Raw genomic sequence first — 19,054 nt, 5'->3', positions numbered from 1 at the left:
GTGCCGGTACCACAACGTTTTTCCCGGCAAACTTGAGGAAGTTATGTGTCGCCCATATGCGACAGGTTGAACGCAGTAGCCATACAAGGCAAAATAGCGCCAACTGAGCGGAAATGTGATGCTGTTTGATTTATTTGCGAGATTCAGACCGGACCAGGGCAGCAGCCATGCTGCCGGCCGTTCGTCCTCGCCCGACGACCTGCTGCTGTCGACTTCCGACAAGATCGATGTGATCCAGGCGCTCGCCAGCTATAATGCGCGCCGTGTGAAGCAGATGATCCTGGCGATCAATGCGCTGATCGTGCTTTCCATCATCAACAACGTTCTCTTTGATCGCGGCCTGTGGCTGAGCCTCGCGGCCGGCGCCGTTTTCTGCGTCCTCTTCGTGGCACGCCGCTATTACGACACCGATCGCCCGTCCGCCGCGCAGTTCATCTTCTTGTGGACGATTTTCGGCGCCGTCAGCTACATAACATGGGCTGGAGACGGCCTGCGCGACCAGATCATCCTCGGAAATTCGGTCTCTCTGGTCTTTGCCGCGATCCTAGCCACGCCGCGCCACTTTGTCGTGATGTATGCGGCCGTGCTGCTTAACACGATCGCGCTTGGTCTCGCCAACGAATTTGGCTGGGTCGACTATTCCGGCTTTGCGTTCGACTGGTCCAATGTCGGCGATGCCGTGATGCTTTACTCGGTTACCGCAGTGACCGTCTTCATCCTGGCCTACGACATGCGCCAGCTGCTGTCGCGCTACAACAAGGAATACCGCAAGGCGAAGGCATCCGAGGACGAGATCTTCCGGCTCGCCAACCACGACACGCTGACCGGCCTGCCGAACCTTTTCATGGCAGAGAAGAAATATCGCGACGAGATTTCCGGCCGCGACGGTCCGAAGGCCACCGTGCTGATGATCGGCCTTGATAATTTCAAGGCGGTCAACGACTCACTCGGCCATGTCTTCGGCGACGGCGTGCTGAAGGCGATCGCGGCGCGTCTTGCCGATGTGGCGAGCGACGCCTTCCTTTTCCGCATCGGCGGGGATGTCTTCGGCATGATGAGCCTGTCGGCGATCACGCCGGAGCAGGTCGAGGCGCTCGCAGACAGCGTCCAGAAGCGGGTTTCCGCGCCTTTGGAAGCCGGCGGGCATGTGATCATGATGACCTGCTCGGTCGGCGGCGCGATCAGGCTCGACGGTTCGGTGAACTTCGAACACCTCAGGCGCGAAGCGGATATCGCGATGTACCGCGCCAAGGGCGTGGGCGCCAACACGTTCAAGCTCTTCGACGAAACCATGAACAACAAGGTCATGGCATCGGCCTCGCTCGCCGCCCAGCTCAGGACCGCGATCGAGAAGCAGCAGTTCAAGCTCTATTTCCAGCCGAAGATCGAACTGGAGACCGGTCGGATCAAGGGTGCGGAAGCGCTGCTGCGCTGGTTCCCCGATGGCGACAAACCGGTGCCGCCGGATGTATTCATTCCTGTCGCCGAGGACACCGGCATCATCATCGAGATCGGCGAATGGGTGATCCAGGAAGCATGCCGCGAATGCAAGCGGATGCAGGGGCTGGGCTACACCGACTTCGCGATCGCGGTCAACATCTCGGCGGTCCAGTTCAAGCGCGGTAATCTTGAGGACGTTGTGCAGAATGCCCTCGACGCAAGCGGCCTTTCGCCGGAATCGCTGGAACTCGAACTGACGGAGTCGCTGCTGCTCGAGGACGAGTTCGACATCAAGGGGCAGATCAGCCGTCTCTCGGCCAAGGGCATTTCCTTCTCGGTCGACGATTTCGGCAAGGGCTATTCCAACCTAGGCAATCTCGGCAAGTTCGATGTCGCCACGCTGAAGATCGACCAATCCTTCGTTTTCGCCATGTTCGACAGCGCCCAGGATCTGGCGCTGGTGGAAGCCATCGTCCGCATGGCCAAGGCGCTCGGATTGAGGATCGTTGCCGAAGGCGTGGAAACCCAGCGTGCCGCTTCGATGCTGTCGCTGTTCGGCGTCGATTCCGGTCAGGGATATTACTGGTCCAAGCCGCTGCCGATCGACAACTTCATCGGCTATATCGATGCGTGCAAGGACGGCAAGGCAATGTCCGCCTAAGCGGCAAAGCCGGTCTGTCGTAGCGCCTCCCCAGCAATCATCGCCGCCGACATTGCAACATTGATCGATCGCTGGCCGGCGACCATCGGGATGAGCACACGGCCGTCGGCTTGGTTATGGACGGCGTCGGGAACGCCGGCACTTTCCCGGCCGAACAGCAGGATATCGTTCTTCTTGTACCGGAACTCCGTATAGATCTCAGCGGCCTTGGTCGAAGCCAGTATCAGCCGGCGGCCGGTGCCACGCCGCCACTCCTCGAAATGGCGCCAGTCAAGATGCCGCGTTAGCGCGACGGTCGCGAGATAATCCATGCCCGCTCGCTTGAGATTGCGGTCCGATAGGTCGAAGCCTGCCGGCTCGATGATCTCCACCGTGAGCCCCAGGCAGGCGGCAAGCCGCAGGATCGTACCAGTGTTTCCGGCTATGTCGGGCTGATAGAGGGCGATGGAGAGTTCAGGCATTGGTTGGTTCCGTGGTGATGGAGGCCGCTACCGCATCTGTGCTCAATTCGCAACATTTGCAGCCTCAAGCTGTTTTCTCTCGATAAAGATCAGAAACGGGTCTGGCGTTTGGTTGAAAACGGGTCTATCCAAGGCCATCTCTAACGCGAAGAACAAGGAGGGTAAAAGATGGATAACATTGCAGCTATTCGCTTCCTCCGCCGGATGATGCCACGAGCGTCCTGAATCCACGGATCCTTCGCCTTTCCTAGATTTACCGGTTTTATCCTGACGGCATTTGCCTTCGCCGCCTGCATTCTACCGGCCAATTTCCTCAAGAGCAGCATTGGCGGCTCTTATCCGGAGAATTCCTTATGTTCGCCTGGTTTGAGAATCGTGTGAATCCCTATCCCTCCGAAGAGCCCCAGCGGCCCCCGGAAGGGCTGTTCGCATTCATCTATCACTATTCGCGCCCGGTCGTGGGCTGGCTTGCCGTGCTGACCGTGATGACCGCCGCGATCGGCGTCGGCGAGGTCATGCTGTTCAACTTCCTCGGCCAGATCGTCGATTGGCTGTCGAAGGCCGATCCGAAGACTTTCCTGCAGGACGAGTCCGCCCGGCTGTGGGTCATGGCGCTGTTCACGCTGCTGGCGCTGCCTCTGCTGGTTTTCGCCCAATCGATGGTCATCCATCAGGTGCTGCTCGGCAATTATCCGATGATCGGCCGCTGGCAGATGCATCGCTACCTGCTGCGTCAGAGCATGACCTTCTTCGCCAACGAATTCGCGGGCCGCGTTGCCACCAAGGTGATGCAGACGTCGCTCGCCGTTCGCGAAGTGGCGATGAAGGTGCTCGATGTCTTCGTCTATGTGCTGAGCTATTTCATCACGATGTTCGTGGTGATCGGCAATGCCGACTGGCGGCTGATGCTGCCGCTCGGCGCCTGGGTGGCGTTCTATTCGTGCCTGCTCTGGTACTTCATTCCGAAGATGCGGACGATTTCCCAGCAGCAGGCCGACACCCGCTCGATGATGACGGGCCGCATCGTGGACAGCTACACGAACATCGCGACCGTGAAGCTGTTCTCCCATGCCGGCCGCGAGGAGATCTATGCGAAGGAAGGCCTGAACGCGTTCCTGATGACCGTGCACCGGCAGATGCGCCTGGTCACGACCTTCCATGGCCTGGTCTATGCCAACAATGCTGTGCTGACCTTCACGGTCACGTCGCTTTCGATCTGGTTCTGGATGTCCGGTTCGATCTCGACCGGCGCCATCGCCATCGCGATTGCGCTTTCGCTGCGCGTCAACGGCATGTCGCAGTGGATCATGTGGGAAGTCTCGGCGCTGTTCGAGAATATCGGCACGGTCTATGACGGCATGGCGATGCTGGTGAAGAAGCAGGACATTCGCGATGTCTCGGGTGCAGGTCCGCTGGAAGCCAGGGAAGGCCGTATCGAGTTCGACAAGATCGGTTTCCACTACGGCAAATCGGGCAAGAGCGTCATCGACTCGATCTCGCTTTCAATCCAGCCCGGTGAAAAGGTCGGCCTGGTGGGACGATCGGGTGCCGGCAAGACCACGCTGATGAATGTGCTGCTCAGGTTCTACGACCTGGAGTCGGGCGAGATCCGCATCGACGGACAGGATATCAGCAAGGTCGAGCAGGATAGCCTGCGCGGCAAGATCGGCGTGGTGACGCAGGATACGTCCTTGCTGCATCGCTCGATCCGCGACAACATCGCCTATGGCAAGCCCGATGCGACGGACGCCGAGGTGATCGAGGCCGCCAAGCGCGCCAATGCCTGGGAGTTCATCGAGACGCTGGTCGATCCGAACGGCCGCAAGGGTCTCGATGCGCAGGTCGGCGAGCGCGGCGTGAAGCTCTCCGGCGGCCAGCGGCAGCGCGTGGCGATCGCACGTGTCTTCCTCAAGGACGCGCCGATCCTGGTGCTCGACGAGGCGACCTCGGCGCTCGATTCCGAAGTGGAAGCGGCGATCCAGGAAAACCTCTTCAAGCTGATGGAAGGCAAGACGGTGATCGCCATCGCCCACCGCCTGTCGACGCTGACCGAGATGGACCGGCTGATCGTGCTCGACAAGGGCGAGATCCACGAGCAGGGCACACATGACGCCTTGGTTGCGAGCGGCGGCATCTACGCCGATCTCTGGGCACGCCAATCCGGCGGCTTCATCTCCGACGATGCGGAGGAAGGCGAGCAGGTGGTGCTGGCGCCCAAAGCGCGAAACGAAGACGATGAGGAAGAGGCTGATGTCGCGGCCGAGTGAATGAAACGCCGGGGTGAGAACCCCGGCGTTTTTGCAGTAGCGGGATGAGCGCCTGTTATTGTTTGGCGGGTGCCAGCTCATCCTCGATATGCACCCTGACAATGTCCTCGAACGACTTGTCCGCCGTAAATCCGAGGCCTTCCGCTCTTGAAGCATCAAACCGCGTCGCCCAGCCTGCCACGATGCGCATGATCATCTCGTCGGGCTCGCGGCGGATGAGTTTCACGGCATCCTCGCCCGCGATGTTGCGGAGCGCTTCGATCTGTTCCTCAACCGTGCAGGAAACGCCGGGGAGGGTGACGTTGCGGCGGGGGCCGAGGCGGGCGGTATCGAGTTCGGCGGCGTGGACCAGGAAGCCGACGGCGGAGCGCGGTGAGGCGTGCCAGTGGCGGACGGTGTCGGACACCGGCAGGATTGCCTCTTCGCCATTAAGCGGTTCGCGGATGATGTTGGAGAAGAATCCGGAGGCGGCCTTGTTGGGCTTGCCGGGGCGCACGCAGATTGTCGGCAGGCGGATGCCGATGCCGTCGACGAAGCCCTTGCGGCTATAATCCGCCAGGAGCAGTTCGGAAATCTCCTTCTGCGTACCATAGCTGGTCAGCGGCGTATGGTAAAATTCCTCGGGGATCGTCTCGGGGAAGGGGGCGCCGAAGACCGCGATCGACGAGGTGAAGACCAGCCGCGGCAGATAGCCCTCGGCGGCATTGGCCGTCCGGATTGATTCCAGCAGGTGGCGCATACCGTCCATGTTGATGCGGTAGCCCTTGTCGAAATCGAGTTCCGCCTCGCCGGATACGATCGCCGCGAGGTGGAAGATGATGTCGGGCCGGGCCGCGACCAACTTGTCGATCTCTTCGCGCGACGAAAAATCGCCCGAGAGAATCTGGACATCGCCCTTGAAGCCAGCGGGTGTATCGGCCGGGAAGACATCGGCGAGGATCATTTGTTCGATGGCGTTTCCGCGCACGCTACCGTCCTTGACCAGTCGTTGAGTGAGCTTGCGGCCGACCATGCCGGCGGCTCCGATAATGGCAATACGCATAAGACCTCCCGTCAGATTGTTGTCAAAGTGATGGGGGAAGTTCGCCCAGCGGGCAAGTGCTTTTGTCGCCCGAAAAGACTGGTGGCAATCCACCACACTTTGCCACGGGCGGGAATCCGTTTAGTGATGTGGTCATGTTTCTTACCCGCATCCTCAGACGCTTCGAAACCTGGATCGATCCCTACCGCAAGACATCAGGGTTTCAGCCGCCGGCAAGCGCGCTGGGCTTCCTGTGGTTCTATGTCTCCCAGGCCAAATGGATATTTCTCGCGATGCTCGTTGTCGGCGGGCTCGTTGCCATGCTGGAAGCGTCGCTGTTCTGGTTCACGGGGCGGCTTGTGGACATCCTCGACGCGACCCCGCGAACGGATGGTTGGGCCGGCCTGATCCGTGAGCACGGTCCCGAACTGCTGGTCATGATCCTGGCGGTGGCAGTCGGCCGCTTTATTGTCGTCGCGCTGACGGCGCTGCTTGAAGAGCAGACCGTGGTGCCGGGCTTCTTCAACCTCGTCCGCTGGCAGTCCCACGCGCAGATTTCGCGCCAGTCGATGACCTTCTTCCAGAACGATTTCTCCGGCCGCATCGTCGCCAAGGTCTGGGCGGCGGGCCAGGCTTCAGGCGATCTCATGGTGTCGCTGCTGCAGGTCGCCTGGTTCATCCTGGTTTATGCGATCACCACGCTCTCACTGGTCAGCAGCCTTGACTGGCGGCTTGGTCTGGTCATTCTTGCCTGGTTCGTGTCATTTGCCTTCCTCGCGCGCTTCTTCGTGCCGCGCATCCGCAAGCATGCGCGCGAGACGGCAGAGGTCTCGTCGATGCTCAACGGCCGGCTCAATGACTCCTATGCCAATATCCAGACGCTGAAGCTGTTCGGCCGCGAGGAGGACAATGATCGCTATATCAGGGATGGCTTCGAGCGCTTCTACGCCTCTGTCGTGCCCTTCACCCGTTACCTCACTGGCGTCCGTACCTCGCTTGCGATGCTGTCGGGCCTGATGATTGCCACAGTGGCGGTGCTCACGGTCAAGCTATGGCTCGACGGCGAGATCAGCACCGGCGCCGTGGCCTTCACGCTGGCCTTGGTCCTGCGCATGAACATGCTGCTCGGCCGGATGATGACGCAGTTCAACAGCATCATGCGCAATGTCGGCACGATCCAGAACTCCGCGGATATGATCTCGCTGCCGGTCGGGCTGGCGGACAGGCCGAGCGCCGGCGAACTGGTGTTCGAGGAACCGTCGGTCAAGTTCGACAATGTCACGTTCAACTACGGCCGCGGCACGGGCCTGATCGAGAACCTGACGCTCAATATCGCGCCGGGCGAGAAGGTCGGCATCATTGGTCGGTCGGGTGCCGGCAAATCGACGCTGGTCAATCTGCTGCTGCGTTTCTACGACGTCGAAGGTGGCCGCATCCTCGTCGGCGGCAAGGATATTCGCGATGTGCGTCAGGAATCGCTGCGCGGCCGGATCGGTATGGTGACGCAGGATACGGCGCTGCTGCACCGCTCGATCCGCGACAATATACTGTTCGGCAAGCCGGATGCCACCGACGAGGAACTGATCGAGGCGGCGCAGGAGGCGGAAGCCAACGAATTCATTCTCGGCCAGCAGGATTATCGTGGCCGGACGGGGTATGACGCCCATGTCGGCGAGCGCGGGGTGAAGCTCTCCGGCGGCCAGCGCCAGCGCATCGCGATCGCACGCATGCTGCTCAAGAATGCGCCGATACTCGTGCTCGACGAGGCGACCTCGGCACTGGATTCGGAAGTCGAGGCCGCAATCCAGCAGAACCTGGAAAAGCTGATGAAGGGCAAGACGGTGATCGCCATCGCCCACCGGCTATCGACAATCGCCAGCCTTGACCGGCTGGTGGTGATGGACAAGGGTGCGATCATCGAACAGGGCACACATGCCGGGCTGCTTGCGAACGGCGGTCTTTATGCCGAGCTCTGGGCGCGTCAATCCGGCGGGTTCATTGCGGCGGATAGATAGGACCTTAGCGGGGTTCGGCGCCGTCCAACATCGCTTCGATGGCGCTCCGCAAATCGGCGAGTTGTCCGCTTGCGTGTATCTGCCAAAGAATTTCTGCATCAATGCGGTGATACGCATGTCGTAGATGGTTGCCGATATCCGCGATCTGCTTCCAGGGAATCGCCGGAAACTGAGTCCTGTAATTTTCAGGAATGTATCGAGTTGCTTCACTCACGATCTCAAGAAAGCGTTCGCAGGCAGCCCGCTTGATCTTGTCGGCCACAAATTCCGAATAGTTCATGCCATCAAAAATCAAGTTCAACTGCTCTATTGCGTCCAGAATGTCCGCAAGCCGGAGGCGGGTCCGCTGATCCATCAAAATATCTCGACGATATCTTGGCGGATCTCCTTGTTGAACTGCGCATCGAGGCTTCTGCGCATGACGGCGTTCACCTTGACCCCCGTCGCCTCAGTCAGCATGTGCTCGATCCCGATCAGGTCGATAAGACTGAACGACGCCTTGGGTTCGACGTCGATCAATATGTCAAGGTCGCTCTCAGCGCTGGCCTGCCCGCGTGCCTGGGAACCAAAAACCGCCAGATGCGATACGCCCGCGTCAGACAGCGCAGGCCTCACATGTTCAAGCTTCGTCTTCAGTTTCTCATCGAGCATGTAAATGATCATAAGAGATCAGCGTGGAAATGAAAATGCCAGTTAGATGGGTTCATTGCGGGGGATAGCTGAGGGTGATGTCCTGCCACCAGATCTCGGCCATCAACCCGTAGTGGTTAGAGCCGAAGGTTTCCGGCAGCCTCTCGAGCTTCCGAAACCGCAGCGGATCGGCGACGAAGATATGGTCGATCGCCATACCGACTGACGCTGCATCGACCGGCCAGGTTTCGGGTTCCTTATTCGCTGTCATCAACTGAGTTTCCGACACGAAGCGTCTGACGTCGCGCGTCAGGATCGAGGCGTTGAAATCGCCGGCGACGATTGTCGGGCCTGCATGCACGCCAGCGAAATCGGAGATGAATTCCGTGATCTTCTTCAATTCAATGGCAACGATATTGTCGAAATAGGGCTTCGTCAGATGCACATTGGCGAAGTTGATGCGCTTTCCGTCGATATCGATCGACGCGAGCAACAGCCTGTCGCGATAGATCGGGCTTGCCGTTTTCACTTCGCCAGCGCCCAGCGGCCGTTTGGACCAGAGCGACGAGTCACAGGTGATCGTCTGCGCGCCGCAGCCGAGCCGGTAGGGATATGCGACCTTGATGCGATCGATATGCGGCCCGAGCGGTGCCGACTCCTGGATGAAGATGACGTCGGCGCCCGAGGCGATCATGTAGTCGGCGATCCTGCCGCCGTTGTCGAATGAATTGTCGCCCATGATGTTCATCGACAGCACCTTGAGCTGCGGCGGCCAGCTTTGCGGCGGCAATGGCTGGTCCTGGCGGAAGTCACCGAGCATCGTGTAGCCGTGAATGCCGATCGCAAGCGCTGCGATAACGAGAAGACTGGCCACGGCACTGCGATGAAGAAGCCACGCGAGCGCGGCGATTGCCGCGGCGATTGCCGCACCCTGGATCTGGAAGCTTGCGAATGTCGCGAAGATCCAGTGCCCGCTCACATAGCGGCCCGAAAGCGCCAGGATGAGGAGGAAGGCGCAGGTGCCGATGATGGTCGAGAGGTTCTTCATTTCGGCAATGTCCATGGTTGAGGCACAAAACCGGCTAACACGCCCGAACAGGGCATGCAAACGCCAGCGGCGGATTTGAAATGATTGGTTGAATTTGCCTCATCGGAGCGCCAGGAGAACGGCGCGATTGCAGGCCTTCCGGTCCGGCGGGTGGCTGGATCGCGCGACCCGCGCGCTCCTCGCTGTTTTCCCGCGACATTGTGCCCACATCCCCTTGCCAAGGCTGGACATAATCTGCGATCAAGCTTAGAACGCGCCCGAAAGTAGGGGAATCTGTGGCCTGAATATGGCTTCAGGCGAACTGATCTTGAGGGACTTACGTTAATTCGCGCAAAGGATGGTAATGCCGTGAGCGGACACGACACGACAAGTGGGGCAGGGGGCGGTCCGACCCGCCGCGATTTTCTCTATCTGACGACGGGTATGGCGGGCGCCGTGGGCGCGGCTGCAGTCGCCTGGCCGTTCATCGACCAGATGCGCCCGGATGCATCCACGCTCGCGATGGCTTCCATCGAAGTCGACGTCTCGGCGCTCGAGCCGGGCATGTCGCTGACCGTCAAGTGGCGCGGCAAGCCGGTGTTCATCCGCAATCGCACGCCGAAGGAAGTCGAGGACGCCAACAAGATCGACGTCTCCGAACTCAAGGATCCCTTGGCGCGCAACGCCAACGTCGCTGCCGATGCGCCTGCGACCGGTGCCGACCGCTCTGCCGGCAAGGGCAAGGAAAACTGGCTCGTGATGATCGGCGTCTGCACCCATCTCGGCTGCGTACCGCTCGGCGAGTCCGGCGAATTCGGCGGATGGTTCTGTCCCTGCCACGGCTCTGTCTATGACACAGCCGGGCGCATCCGATCGGGTCCGGCACCTGAGAACATGATCATTCCGGTATCGAGCTTTATTTCGGACACCGTCATCCGCATCGGTTGATAGAGGGGACAATTTATTATGAGTGTTGATCATCAATCAACCTACGAGCCGCGGACGGGCATCGAGAAATGGGTGGACTCGCGTCTGCCGCTTCCACGGATGATGTACGATTCCTTCGTCGCCTACCCGGTGCCGCGCAATCTGAACTTCGCCTATACATTCGGCGCGATGCTCAGCGTGATGCTGGCCTTGCAAATCCTCACCGGGATCGTGCTTGCGATGCACTACGCATCGGATGCGAGCCTGGCTTTCGGTTCGGTCGAGAAGATCATGCGCGACGTCAACCACGGTTGGCTGCTGCGCTACCTGCACGCAAACGGCGCATCGTTCTTCTTCATCGCAGTCTATCTCCACATCGCCCGCGGCCTCTATTACGGTTCGTACAAGGCGCCGCGCGAAATCCTCTGGATCCTTGGCGTCGTCATCTACCTCCTGATGATGGCAACGGGCTTCATGGGCTACGTGCTTCCCTGGGGCCAGATGTCCTTCTGGGGTGCGACCGTCATCACCGGGTTCTTCTCGGCCTTCCCATTGGTCGGCGAGTGGATCCAGCAGTTCCTGCTCGGCGGCTTCGCGGTGGAAAACCCGACGCTCAATCGGTTCTTCTCGCTGCACTATCTGCTGCCCTTCATGATAGCGGGCGTTGTCGTGCTGCACGTCTGGGCGCTGCATGTGGTCGGCCAGACCAACCCGACCGGCGTCGAGGTCAAATCCAAGACCGACACCGTGGCCTTCACGCCCTATGCGACGATGAAGGATGCGCTCGGCGTGATGATCTTCCTGCTGGTCTATGCCTGGTTCGTCTTCTACATGCCGAACTTCCTGGGCCATCCGGACAACTATATCGAGGCCAATCCCCTGGTGACCCCGGCGCATATCGTGCCTGAATGGTATTACCTGCCGTTCTACGCGATGCTGCGTGCGATCACCTTCAATGTCGGCCCGATCGACTCCAAGCTCGGCGGCGTGCTCGTGATGTTCGGCTCGATCATCATCCTGTTCTTCCTGCCCTGGCTCGATACGTCGAAGGTTCGTTCGGCGGTCTATCGTCCCTGGTACAAGCTGTTCTTCTGGCTGTTCGTGGCGAATGCCATCATGCTCGGTTGGCTGGGCTCGCGTACGCCGACCCCGCTCTTCACCATCATGTCGCAGCTCGGCACGCTTTACTACTTCGGCTTCTTCCTGGTCATCATGCCGGTTCTTGGTCTGATCGAAACGCCAAGGCGGCTTCCGAATTCGATTACGGAAGCTGTTCTTGAAAAGACCGCCACGGCTTGAGGGAGAAGACCAATGAAGAAACTTTTAACTGGCTTCGTCATTGCCCTGACCCTTGCGGGGGCCGGCGCAGGCGTTCTCAGCGCGGCGGAAGAGGCGCATGACCTTGCCGCCGAAGTGAAGCATGCCATGCATGAAAGCCATTTCCCGGTGCTCAAGCCGGCGGAACAGAAGTGGTCCTTCGCCGGTGTGTTCGGCAAGTATGACAAGGCCCAGCTTCAGCGCGGCCTGAAAGTCTACAAGGAAGTCTGTTCGGCCTGCCACGGCATGAGCCGCGTTGCGTTCCGCAATCTCCACGACCTCGGCTATACCGAGGCGCAGGTGAAGGCCTTCGCGTCCGAATACGAAGTGCAGGACGGACCGAATGATGCGGGTGAGATGTTCACCCGCAAGGCGGTTCCATCGGACTACTTCCCCTCGCCATTCCCGAATACGCAGGCCGCGGCGGCGGCCAATGGCGGCGCCCCTCCGCCCGATTTCTCGCTGCTGGCCAAGGCGCGCGGCGTAGAGCGTGGCTTCCCGCAGTTCCTGATCGACATGATCCCCGTCGTCGGCGGCTACCAGGAAGGTGGCCCGGACTATATTCATGCGCTGCTCAACGGCTATGTAGAGCCGCCTGCCGGCATCACGGTACCGGAAGGCACGCATTTCAATCCGCACTTCAACGGCGGCATTGCGCTGAAGATGGCCAAGCCGATTTCGGATGACCAGGTCACTTACGACGATGGCACTCCGCAGACGGTACAGCAGTATTCGCACGACGTGGCCGCATTCATGATGTGGGCCGCGGAGCCGAAGCTCGAAGACCGCAAACGCACCGGCTTCATGGTGCTGATCTTCCTCCTCGGCCTCACCGCCCTGGTCTGGATGACCAAGCGCGCGATCTATGCGGGCAAGGATCACTGATCAATCTTGATCGAATCAGGAAAGGCGGCCCAGTGCCGCCTTTTTTGCTGTCAGGCGATGGGCATGTTGCTATGGTCGCGCCGTCTCAACCATGGAATTCGATATGAGCACCGTTAGGGAAAGCCTGCTTGCCGCCATCCGGACCATTCCGGATTATCCCAAACCGGGCATCCTGTTTCGCGATATCACGACGCTGCTCGGCAATCCGCAGGCTTTCAGGCGTGCGATCGATGAACTCGTTCATCCCTATGCCGGCCTGAACATCCACAAGATCGCAGGCATCGAGGCGCGCGGCTTCATTCTCGGTGGCGCCATGGCGCATCAACTGTCGGCCGGCTTCATTCCCATCCGCAAGAAGGGCAAGCTGCCGCACGACACAGTGCGCATTGCCTATAGCCTGGAATACGGCATCGACGAGATGGAGATGCACAGGGATGCGGTGAAGCCCGGCGAGAAGGTGATCCTGGTCGACGACCTGATCGCAACGGGCGGGACCGCGGAGGGTGCCGTCAAGCTGCTCACGCAGATGGGCGCGGATATCGTCGCGGCATGTTTCGTGATCGACCTGCCGGAACTCGGCGGGCGCAAGAAGCTGGAGGCGCTTGGCGTGACCGTGCGCACGCTGATCGAATTCGAGGGGCATTGAGAGACACGCTTGGCGATTGCGCGCTGATCATTGAAGATCAGACGAGGCGCTGACGAAGGTGAGGCCGGCCCCGGCGATCTCAAATGGCGTGGCAGGGCGGGCCCGCCGATGCGAACGGCCCCGCAACTTCTGTCGCGGAGCCGTCCGTGGGGGATGCGCCCTGCGCGCCCTGTGTCAGCTCACGAAATCGCCGGGGTCGAGCTGCACCTTCGTGAAATTCTCGATGGTGAGTTCATCGCCTTTGAACGAGATGACCAGATTGCCATTCGCCTCGCGCGCGTGAGACATTAGGACGTCGATATCACGGAGCCCCTTCCAGCCCACGAGGTCGAGGTAATCCAGGCCGTCCTGGAAATACTCGATCGTATCGTGCCCATAGCCGGTCTTGAAGACGAAGGTGTCGATGTCTGCTCCACCGATCAGCCGGTCATCTCCCGCGCCGCCCGCCAGTATGTTGTTTCCGTCGCCACCAAAGAGTACATTGTCTCCCTTGTTGCCGCTGACCGTGTTGTCACCGTTGTTGCCTCGGCCAATGAGATCTTTCCGGCCGGTCAGCTTAAGCGTCTCAAAATTGTCGGGCAGTTCGTAGCTGACGGAGGAAATCACCGTGTCCTCACCGTTGTTTTGAGCCTCGACGATCGGGATCAACGGATCATCGATAACAAAGGTATCGTTTCCTTCGCCTCCATGGACTTGTCCGGTCACCGTGCCACCGCGACTATCGAACGTGTCGTTGCCGCCATATAGAAAGGTAGCTCCATCGATCAAGCCGCGGTTCGTCACATGCTCGATGGTGCTGCTGCCGAGCAAGGCATAGGTTGGAGAGACGATCGTGCCGAGATTCTTCACCCAGTTCTCCGAGCTTATGGTCGCGCCACCGATAATCACTCCGAACTCGTCGCCGACCAATTCGCCAGAACGCCCGTTGACGAACCGGCCGTTCTCGGAGTTCTGAAGCACGACGCTGACGCGTGCGGACGTCACATCGCCTTGATTGACGATGTGGGAGCCCGGCGCCGATACGAGAATTCCAATTTCGTCGGCGGTGATGTCGCCGGCACTCTTGAGCGATTGATTTCGCCCCGTCATCAAGAGCGCGATCCTCGACGTGACGTTGGCGCCCTCTAGTATTCTTATCGACGTGTCGTTGGCCGATCCCTGGACGCCGACAAGGTCTGCCGAGATGTCACCACCCAATACCAGTTCACTTCCCCTAGCGTCAGGTTCGATCGTGATCGCAGTGTCATCATCGACGACCACCGATTGCGAACCGAACACGATATCCCGGTTCGGCTTGTCGAACTCAAAGCCCTCGGCATATGTGCCATTGTACCTTTTCATGACCGATCCTTTCGCTTTCATCCGAACTCAAAACGACAGCGTCGCCGCGCCGGCCTTGATCTCGGCATGCATGGCGCTGGCGCCGATGATGATCACGCCGTCGATGAGGTCGGACTGCTCGTAGCCGCGCGACTTCACGCAGGGCGGGCAGGCCCAGATGGTGCCGCCGCGTTTCATGAAGTCGTCGATCAGCGCCGCGAGCGGCTCCAGCGGGGAAACGTGGGTCATCCGGTTGCCGCCCTTGCGGACGAGGTCGATCGCCGTGCTGGTGAGGAAAAGCGAGACCTTGAGGCCCGCCGTGATGCCGCCATTGGCGATGGTCAGCGCGACGGACGAGAGTTCGGAATCGATGCCCTTGGTGAGGAGCACGACGAGATTTTCGGTGGTGTTCTGCATGGTTCTATCCTTCCGTGTGTTCATGCTATGAGGGAAGGGTAGGAGAGACGTCAGGGAAAGTCGTTGGCCGGAGGTCCATGAGTGTTGACCGAAATTCCAAATGTGGGTGAGGGGACCTACGTCGACCTTCTTTCGAGCGTGCTGGAATCGGTCCGGCTATCCGGCTCGCTGCAATTCTGCTTCATGCCATCGGGCGACTGGCAGACCGACGCCAAGCCGTCGCTCGCCAATCTTTCCCCGTCGAACACCGGCGTGATGCCCTTCCACATCATGGCGGAGGGCACATGCTGGTTGAGGATCGAGGGCGACGAAGTCGTTCTCCATGCCGGCGACATCGTCGTGTTTCCGTTCGGAACCGGTCATCAACTGGGTGCCGGCAAGGATGGACGGCTCATCATTCCGACCGGAGATTTGCCGCAGAAGCCGTGGGCGCGAACGCCGGTGCTGCATTATGGGGAAGGGCCGGATCTCGTCCGGCTGCTCTGCGGATATCTGCATTGCGAAGTACTGGATTTCGCGCCGTTGCAGCGTGTCCTGCCGAAACTCGTTCACATCAGGACGACAGGCCAGGCGGAACTGGCATGGCTTTCCAGCATGGTGCGCCAGATCGTTCGCGAGGTGGACGAGCCACGGCACGGCAGTCAGTCGATGATCGAGCGGATGACCGAGCTGACCTTGATCGAAGTCCTGCGTCACCAGATGTCGGATGCCGAGAAGAACGTGGTGCAGACGCTTCCCGTGATGTCGGATGCGGTTCTCTCGCGCTGCCTCAATGCCATTCACCGCAATCCCGAGCGTGAATGGACATTGCGGGAATTGGCCTCGATCTCGGCCGTATCCCGCAGCGGCCTGATCGAGCGCTTCCAGACGGCGCTCGATACGTCGCCGATGCGATATCTCCGGGATTGGCGGCTTTACCTCGCCAGCGTCCGGCTGCGGAATACATCCGATTCCATCACCCGCGTGGCGATCGAATCCAATTATGGCTCCGAGGCCGCGTTCAGCCGGGCCTTCACGCGGGCCTATGGCCTGTCGCCCGGTGCATGGCGGCAGCAGGGGAACGGTTGAGTGTAAGCCGCGAGGGTCTTTCCCGTCAGGGATGCGGTGTAATCGCGAGGATCGTTATCACATCCTTGCCCGGCCCATAGACCCAGAAAATCCTGTAGGCGCCTGGTGTGTTGTTTTCCGCATAAGCTTCGAAGACATCTTCGCCGTTGGGTCCCGAAAGCGAGGAATATTTATGCGTGTTCAGTCCAGGGTGACGTGGATTGATTTGAAGATATCCGAGCGCCTTCCGGACCGACTTCAATCGCTTGGCCAGAGCCGGATTATCCTCCAGTTCGCCGAGATCAAGGTCCGCCTGATCAGCAAACAGGAGTGAGAACGGCATCAGTCCTGGTCTTCGACAAATTGTGTGAAGTCGCCACGGCTTCGAAGCCTGCCTTCCGACAGATCGGTCATTCCTTTGCGGACTTTGTCAGCCGCCACCGGATTTTGGAAGAGCCAGGCTTCCCTTGCCGGGATTTCCTTATACGGATCGAGCGTAAGCCTGCCGTCGTCCTCTTTCGAAATGACGAAACTACTGATGCCCTTTGCCAGTGGGCCGAGCGTGATCCGGCCCTTGGAGTCGGGTCGGACGACGATCTGGCTGCGGGCGATCTTCTTGGCGGGTGCCATCGTGGATCTCTTCCGTTTCAGTCGTCACTATAGGCTTGAGTGGGAAATCTATCAAGTGGGAAACTACTCAAACTCCACCACGCTGGCCTCCACCGTGAAGACGAGGTCGCCCTTCTGGTTGAGGCCTTCGTAGCTGATCTCGACGATGTTGCGGCCCGGCCGGTAGGGTACCGGGCGGCTACGGGTGAAGCGCATGGAATAGGTCACGGTATCACCGGCATAGACGGGCTTGAGCCACTTCATGTTCTTGAACCCCGGCGAGGGGCCGATTTTCGGCGGCACGCCGCCGGCCTCGATCACCGCCTTGGCCTGGCGCTTGATGGCCTCGACATTGCATTTCATCATCGCCGCCGAGATGTGCCAGCCCGACGCGCAAAGGCCGCCCAGCACCGAGTTCTTCGCCTTTTCCGCATCGAGATGGAAGAATTGCGGATCGAATTGCGAGGCGAATTCGACGATCCTTTCGGCGGTGAATTCGTAAGTGCCCATCTCGATGGCCTCGCCCACCATCATTATGTCCCTCAGCATCATGCGAAAACTCCTTCCCGCAGGCGGACCATGAAGGGATGCTCCATGGTCATCACCATTTCGCCGCGCTGGTTCGTGGTTTCATGCCGGAGCTTGACCATGCCGAGGCCGGGCCGGGATTTGAGCGCGCGGGATTCGAGCACGGTGATCGTACCGCCCAGTGCGTCGCCGGCGAGCACGGGCTTGCGCCACTCGACGAAATCCACGCCGGGGGAGCCTTCGCCAGCGGTGAATTGCAGGATCGTATCGAAGAACTGGCGCATGGCGATGGAGCATGTATGCCAGCCGGAAGCGGACAACCCGCCGAGAATGCTGGCCTTGCCGGCCTCTTCAGAGAGGTGAAAAGGCTGCGGGTCGAAGTCCTTGGCGAATAGGACGATTTCATCCGCCGTTATTGTCCGGGGCGTGTGATGGAACGCGCGTCCGGGCGTGAAATCTTCGAACCAGTACTGGATTTCGGGCATTTTCGATTGCAACTTCAATTCAGGAATGATCTGGCGGAGAAAAGATGTTTCGGGGAGTTCGCGCAAGTGAAATTTGACTTAAGCGATTGGGAAAACCGCAAGAGATTGCTCCTGCCGGTGCTGGACGATGCGGCTCGCGAGGGGCTCGTCCAGGGCGATGCGACAGCCCGGCTCGGGGAGTTTTTGCTCGGCCGGGGAGTCAGTGTCGGTACGCCGGTTTCTGCTCCGGTGGTGGATGGTTTGGGCCTCGATACGCCGCGCGCCAGCGAACCTGCTTCGACTGTCGAGGAAAGCGAGGCGCCTCGCTTCATCCGTGGCTTCCACGATATTCTCATCACGATCGGCATCATTGTCGGCCTGCTCGGGCTGGGCGGGCTCGCGACCGTCTATGCGGTGATCCCCGCCGCCATCATCCTCGGCGAGGTGCTGGTCCGGCGCCAGCGGCTGGCGCTGCCGGCGGTGACGCTGACGATCGCCATCGGGATTGCGTCGGCAATTGGGACCACGCCGATCTGGGAGGATATGTCTCCTCGATTCGACGAATGGACTCCCGTTGGCATCGCGGCGACGACCTCGGTCGTCACCTTTCTCTTCTATTGGCGCTACAGGGTACCGCTGGCGCTGGCGGCGGGTCTGGTGACCCTGTTCGCATCGGTCATCTATAGTGCGGCGCTGGCGACGCGAGCTTTCTCCGGCGATGCGACGCTCTATGATCGTCATCCACTGATACTGGTATTCTTCCTCGGATTGTTCGCGCTCGTCGTCTTCGGCACGGCGCTGAAGTTCGATTTCGCCGATCGGAACCGCCTGACAAGGCGCTCGGATGTCGCCTTCTGGATGCATCTCGCAGCGGCGCCGGCGATCCTCTACACGATCATGGCGCATGTCTATCTCGGCGACAAACAGGGCTGGTTCTCGGCGGAAACAAGTGCCGGGCAGGCGGCAATGGTCGTCGGGGCGGTGCTGCTGCTGATGCTGATCGGTATTGTGCTGGACCGGCGAGCGTTCGTCACATCGGGGCTGCTGTCCTTCGGCTACGCCTTCAAGGTACTGCTCACCGAAGGCGGATTCACCAAGATTTTCGCGACCACCGACACGCTGGCGTTCCTGACCCTGTTGACGATCGGCGTGGTCGTGCTGGCGCTGGGTATCGGCTGGCAGCCTCTGCGGCGGGTGATCGTCGGCAATCTGCCCGATGGGCTTCAAAGCCTGCTGCCCGCGGTGCGCTAGAGCGCTTCATTGTTAAATGGAATCAGTTCTGTTGGCTTAAACGGAGTCGGATGGTCGATCGGCCGGCGCGCGTCATAGCCAAATCTACGGCCAAGCCGGCCGATCGATCAGGCGGCCCGTT

20 protein-coding genes are annotated in these 19,054 nt (G+C 60.1%); 9 read left to right on the top strand and 11 right to left on the bottom strand.

Features of this window, described 5'->3' with window-relative positions; translation table 11 throughout:
* Positions 1–118: 118 nt before the first annotated feature.
* On the top strand, positions 119–2,101 hold the full coding sequence (locus tag IHQ71_RS17925; protein ID WP_258157805.1) for a bifunctional diguanylate cyclase/phosphodiesterase: 1,983 nt from the start codon (positions 119–121) through the stop codon (positions 2,099–2,101).
* Here IHQ71_RS17925 and IHQ71_RS17920 read toward each other — a convergent pair.
* Positions 2,098–2,562 carry a tRNA (cytidine(34)-2'-O)-methyltransferase gene (locus tag IHQ71_RS17920; RefSeq protein WP_258157804.1) on the bottom strand — a complete coding sequence of 155 codons (465 nt, stop codon included), beginning with the start codon at positions 2,560–2,562 and terminating at the stop codon, positions 2,098–2,100. The genes IHQ71_RS17925 and IHQ71_RS17920 overlap by 4 nt on opposite strands.
* Before the next feature lie 353 nt (positions 2,563–2,915).
* On the opposite strand from IHQ71_RS17920, the gene IHQ71_RS17915 reads away from it, so the two are divergent.
* A complete protein-coding gene (locus IHQ71_RS17915; RefSeq protein WP_258157803.1) occupies positions 2,916–4,829 on the top strand; it encodes an ABC transporter ATP-binding protein in 1,914 nt (637 codons plus the stop codon).
* A gap of 55 nt (positions 4,830–4,884) precedes the next feature.
* Here IHQ71_RS17915 and denD read toward each other — a convergent pair whose 3' ends face one another.
* Positions 4,885–5,871 (bottom strand): D-erythronate dehydrogenase, encoded by a 987-nt coding sequence (gene denD / locus IHQ71_RS17910; RefSeq protein ID WP_258157802.1) that lies wholly within the window; start codon positions 5,869–5,871, stop codon positions 4,885–4,887.
* A 134-nt stretch (positions 5,872–6,005) separates the two neighbouring features.
* Here denD and IHQ71_RS17905 point away from each other — a divergent pair, with 134 nt between their 5' ends.
* Positions 6,006–7,865 (top strand): ABC transporter ATP-binding protein, encoded by a 1,860-nt coding sequence (locus IHQ71_RS17905; RefSeq protein ID WP_258157801.1) that lies wholly within the window; start codon positions 6,006–6,008, stop codon positions 7,863–7,865.
* 4 nt (positions 7,866–7,869) lie between these two features.
* On the opposite strand, the gene IHQ71_RS17900 is transcribed toward IHQ71_RS17905, so the two are convergent.
* The 3 genes from IHQ71_RS17900 to IHQ71_RS17890 are packed head-to-tail and all read right to left on the bottom strand — an operon-like array spanning position 7,870 to position 9,543.
* The gene (locus IHQ71_RS17900; RefSeq protein ID WP_258157800.1) at positions 7,870–8,220 is read right to left on the bottom strand and encodes a DUF86 domain-containing protein; all 351 of its coding nucleotides are present in this window, start codon (positions 8,218–8,220) and stop codon (positions 7,870–7,872) included.
* Complete coding sequence (locus IHQ71_RS17895) at positions 8,220–8,516, bottom strand: nucleotidyltransferase family protein (protein ID WP_258157799.1); 297 nt, start codon at positions 8,514–8,516, stop codon at positions 8,220–8,222. The genes IHQ71_RS17900 and IHQ71_RS17895 overlap by 1 nt, the downstream gene beginning before the upstream one ends.
* A gap of 52 nt (positions 8,517–8,568) precedes the next feature.
* Entirely contained in the window at positions 8,569–9,543 is a 975-nt protein-coding gene (locus IHQ71_RS17890) for an endonuclease/exonuclease/phosphatase family protein (RefSeq protein WP_258157798.1), read from the bottom strand.
* A gap of 348 nt (positions 9,544–9,891) precedes the next feature.
* Between IHQ71_RS17890 and petA the strand changes: the two genes are divergently transcribed.
* The 4 genes from petA (at position 9,892) to IHQ71_RS17870 (ending at position 13,297) form a co-directional block, all read left to right on the top strand.
* Positions 9,892–10,470: a ubiquinol-cytochrome c reductase iron-sulfur subunit gene (gene petA / locus IHQ71_RS17885; protein WP_258157797.1), complete on the top strand. Its 579-nt coding sequence runs from the start codon at positions 9,892–9,894 to the stop codon at positions 10,468–10,470.
* An 18-nt stretch (positions 10,471–10,488) separates the two neighbouring features.
* On the top strand, positions 10,489–11,748 hold the full coding sequence (locus IHQ71_RS17880; RefSeq protein ID WP_258157796.1) for a cytochrome b N-terminal domain-containing protein: 1,260 nt from the start codon (positions 10,489–10,491) through the stop codon (positions 11,746–11,748).
* Positions 11,749–11,760: 12 nt separating this feature from the next.
* A complete protein-coding gene (locus IHQ71_RS17875; protein ID WP_258157795.1) occupies positions 11,761–12,651 on the top strand; it encodes a cytochrome c1 in 891 nt (296 codons plus the stop codon).
* A 103-nt stretch (positions 12,652–12,754) separates the two neighbouring features.
* On the top strand, positions 12,755–13,297 hold the full coding sequence (locus tag IHQ71_RS17870; RefSeq protein ID WP_258157794.1) for an adenine phosphoribosyltransferase: 543 nt from the start codon (positions 12,755–12,757) through the stop codon (positions 13,295–13,297).
* Positions 13,298–13,471: 174 nt separating this feature from the next.
* Here IHQ71_RS17870 and IHQ71_RS17865 read toward each other — a convergent pair whose 3' ends face one another.
* Together IHQ71_RS17865 and IHQ71_RS17860 are read right to left on the bottom strand one after the other, a co-directional pair.
* Positions 13,472–14,638 carry a calcium-binding protein gene (locus IHQ71_RS17865; RefSeq protein WP_258157793.1) on the bottom strand — a complete coding sequence of 389 codons (1,167 nt, stop codon included), beginning with the start codon at positions 14,636–14,638 and terminating at the stop codon, positions 13,472–13,474.
* 27 nt (positions 14,639–14,665) lie between these two features.
* Positions 14,666–15,034 (bottom strand): DsrE family protein, encoded by a 369-nt coding sequence (locus IHQ71_RS17860; protein ID WP_258157792.1) that lies wholly within the window; start codon positions 15,032–15,034, stop codon positions 14,666–14,668.
* An 84-nt stretch (positions 15,035–15,118) separates the two neighbouring features.
* On the opposite strand from IHQ71_RS17860, the gene IHQ71_RS17855 reads away from it, so the two are divergent.
* On the top strand, positions 15,119–16,102 hold the full coding sequence (locus IHQ71_RS17855) for an AraC family transcriptional regulator (RefSeq protein ID WP_258157791.1): 984 nt from the start codon (positions 15,119–15,121) through the stop codon (positions 16,100–16,102).
* Positions 16,103–16,127: 25 nt separating this feature from the next.
* Here IHQ71_RS17855 and IHQ71_RS17850 read toward each other — a convergent pair whose 3' ends face one another.
* The 4 genes from IHQ71_RS17850 to IHQ71_RS17835 form a co-directional block, all read right to left on the bottom strand.
* Positions 16,128–16,424: a type II toxin-antitoxin system RelE/ParE family toxin gene (locus tag IHQ71_RS17850; protein WP_258157790.1), complete on the bottom strand. Its 297-nt coding sequence runs from the start codon at positions 16,422–16,424 to the stop codon at positions 16,128–16,130.
* Positions 16,424–16,711, bottom strand: a complete 288-nt coding sequence (locus IHQ71_RS17845; RefSeq protein WP_258157789.1) for a hypothetical protein — start codon at positions 16,709–16,711, stop codon at positions 16,424–16,426. The genes IHQ71_RS17850 and IHQ71_RS17845 overlap by 1 nt, the downstream gene beginning before the upstream one ends.
* Before the next feature lie 63 nt (positions 16,712–16,774).
* Positions 16,775–17,242: a MaoC family dehydratase gene (locus IHQ71_RS17840; RefSeq protein WP_258157788.1), complete on the bottom strand. Its 468-nt coding sequence runs from the start codon at positions 17,240–17,242 to the stop codon at positions 16,775–16,777.
* On the bottom strand, positions 17,239–17,703 hold the full coding sequence (locus IHQ71_RS17835; RefSeq protein ID WP_258157787.1) for a MaoC family dehydratase: 465 nt from the start codon (positions 17,701–17,703) through the stop codon (positions 17,239–17,241). Before IHQ71_RS17835 ends, IHQ71_RS17840 begins: the two co-directional genes overlap by 4 nt.
* Before the next feature lie 66 nt (positions 17,704–17,769).
* Here IHQ71_RS17835 and IHQ71_RS17830 point away from each other — a divergent pair, with 66 nt between their 5' ends.
* Positions 17,770–18,933 (top strand): hypothetical protein, encoded by a 1,164-nt coding sequence (locus IHQ71_RS17830; RefSeq protein WP_258157786.1) that lies wholly within the window; start codon positions 17,770–17,772, stop codon positions 18,931–18,933.
* Positions 18,934–19,054 lie beyond the last annotated feature (121 nt).

Source organism: Rhizobium sp. TH2 (assembly GCF_024707525.1).
Classification (GTDB): Bacteria; Pseudomonadota; Alphaproteobacteria; order Rhizobiales; family Rhizobiaceae; genus Rhizobium_E.
Note: the sequence above shows the minus strand (reverse complement) of the source record. Positions and strands in the feature narration are given on the sequence as shown.

What these genes read in the sequence shown, in the direction of transcription:
- IHQ71_RS17925 (WP_258157805.1), top strand. Translation starts at nt 119, where the DNA reads ATGCTGTTTGATTTATTTGCGAGATTCAGACCGGACCAGGGCAGCAGC.
- IHQ71_RS17920 (WP_258157804.1), bottom strand. Translation starts at nt 2,562, where the DNA reads ATGCCTGAACTCTCCATCGCCCTCTATCAGCCCGACATAGCCGGAAAC.
- IHQ71_RS17915 (WP_258157803.1), top strand. Translation starts at nt 2,916, where the DNA reads ATGTTCGCCTGGTTTGAGAATCGTGTGAATCCCTATCCCTCCGAAGAG.
- denD (WP_258157802.1), bottom strand. Translation starts at nt 5,871, where the DNA reads ATGCGTATTGCCATTATCGGAGCCGCCGGCATGGTCGGCCGCAAGCTC.
- IHQ71_RS17905 (WP_258157801.1), top strand. Translation starts at nt 6,006, where the DNA reads ATGTTTCTTACCCGCATCCTCAGACGCTTCGAAACCTGGATCGATCCC.
- IHQ71_RS17900 (WP_258157800.1), bottom strand. Translation starts at nt 8,220, where the DNA reads ATGGATCAGCGGACCCGCCTCCGGCTTGCGGACATTCTGGACGCAATA.
- IHQ71_RS17895 (WP_258157799.1), bottom strand. Translation starts at nt 8,516, where the DNA reads ATGCTCGATGAGAAACTGAAGACGAAGCTTGAACATGTGAGGCCTGCG.
- IHQ71_RS17890 (WP_258157798.1), bottom strand. Translation starts at nt 9,543, where the DNA reads ATGAAGAACCTCTCGACCATCATCGGCACCTGCGCCTTCCTCCTCATC.
- IHQ71_RS17880 (WP_258157796.1), top strand. Translation starts at nt 10,489, where the DNA reads ATGAGTGTTGATCATCAATCAACCTACGAGCCGCGGACGGGCATCGAG.
- IHQ71_RS17875 (WP_258157795.1), top strand. Translation starts at nt 11,761, where the DNA reads ATGAAGAAACTTTTAACTGGCTTCGTCATTGCCCTGACCCTTGCGGGG.
- IHQ71_RS17870 (WP_258157794.1), top strand. Translation starts at nt 12,755, where the DNA reads ATGAGCACCGTTAGGGAAAGCCTGCTTGCCGCCATCCGGACCATTCCG.
- IHQ71_RS17865 (WP_258157793.1), bottom strand. Translation starts at nt 14,638, where the DNA reads ATGAAAAGGTACAATGGCACATATGCCGAGGGCTTTGAGTTCGACAAG.
- IHQ71_RS17860 (WP_258157792.1), bottom strand. Translation starts at nt 15,034, where the DNA reads ATGCAGAACACCACCGAAAATCTCGTCGTGCTCCTCACCAAGGGCATC.
- IHQ71_RS17850 (WP_258157790.1), bottom strand. Translation starts at nt 16,424, where the DNA reads ATGCCGTTCTCACTCCTGTTTGCTGATCAGGCGGACCTTGATCTCGGC.
- IHQ71_RS17845 (WP_258157789.1), bottom strand. Translation starts at nt 16,711, where the DNA reads ATGGCACCCGCCAAGAAGATCGCCCGCAGCCAGATCGTCGTCCGACCC.
- IHQ71_RS17840 (WP_258157788.1), bottom strand. Translation starts at nt 17,242, where the DNA reads ATGATGCTGAGGGACATAATGATGGTGGGCGAGGCCATCGAGATGGGC.
- IHQ71_RS17835 (WP_258157787.1), bottom strand. Translation starts at nt 17,703, where the DNA reads ATGCCCGAAATCCAGTACTGGTTCGAAGATTTCACGCCCGGACGCGCG.